At 57.5% G+C, this 621-nt stretch carries 2 protein-coding genes; both read right to left on the minus strand.

The window, feature by feature from the left end; translation table 11 throughout:
- Positions 1 to 135: 135 nt before the first annotated feature.
- On the minus strand, positions 136 to 366 hold the full coding sequence (locus AC1RP1_RS07700) for a hypothetical protein (RefSeq protein WP_289856236.1): 231 nt from the start codon (positions 364 to 366) through the stop codon (positions 136 to 138).
- Between the two features lie 5 nt (positions 367 to 371).
- On the minus strand, positions 372 to 621 hold a 250-nt coding region (locus tag AC1RP1_RS07705; RefSeq protein WP_481762674.1), incomplete at its 5' end, for a hypothetical protein.

A 621-nucleotide genomic window follows, 5' to 3' on the forward strand; every position in this document is an offset into this window, starting at 1 on the left:
CGTTACCGTTGCGTTTTCGTTGGTCGTGAGTCGATTATTGCGTGACATGGTTTTGTCCTCAGCTTGTTAATCACGGATGATTAATAGTAACGGGGCCAAGCGGCCCCGTCAATAGTACCCGATTAAATTTTGTGGTTATTCGGGCTTCTGTTGCAACGCGAGCCGCGCGCAAATCTCGTTGTTCCGGCGCACCATGTGTTCCAGATACACAGTCATCACGTCGCCCACAATCCAAGGTTCCGGGAGTGCGGGAATCTCGCGCGCATATACCCAGAAAAGTGGCATCGGCTTATCGAACCCGAGCAGGGCCGCGACGGCTTCGGCGGTCTGGGGCGTCAATTGGTCATGCAGGGTTTTCGCGTTCATATTCGTTACTCCTTATCCATCATTGCGAGTCGCGACCGAATCCACGATAGACGCTCGCTCGTTGCGGTTTCAGTGAAAAACACCCAGCCCGCCCCGCGCGGTTCGCACGGCGTGCCGTTGATTGCACCATAAGCGGCGCACACGTCGGCGGGGCGGTTCGCATGCAAAAGCCTGTAGCCGTAGACGGTACAGGCCGCGCCGCTTGCGTCAGGGCCGCGAGCCCATAGCAGGGCCTTACGGGCTTCTGTCGTGACA

The sequence above is a fragment of the Dellaglioa sp. CoH-56-MRSF-13 genome (assembly GCF_056782095.1).

What these genes read in the sequence shown, in the direction of transcription:
- AC1RP1_RS07700 (WP_289856236.1), bottom strand. Translation starts at nt 366, where the DNA reads ATGAACGCGAAAACCCTGCATGACCAATTGACGCCCCAGACCGCCGAA.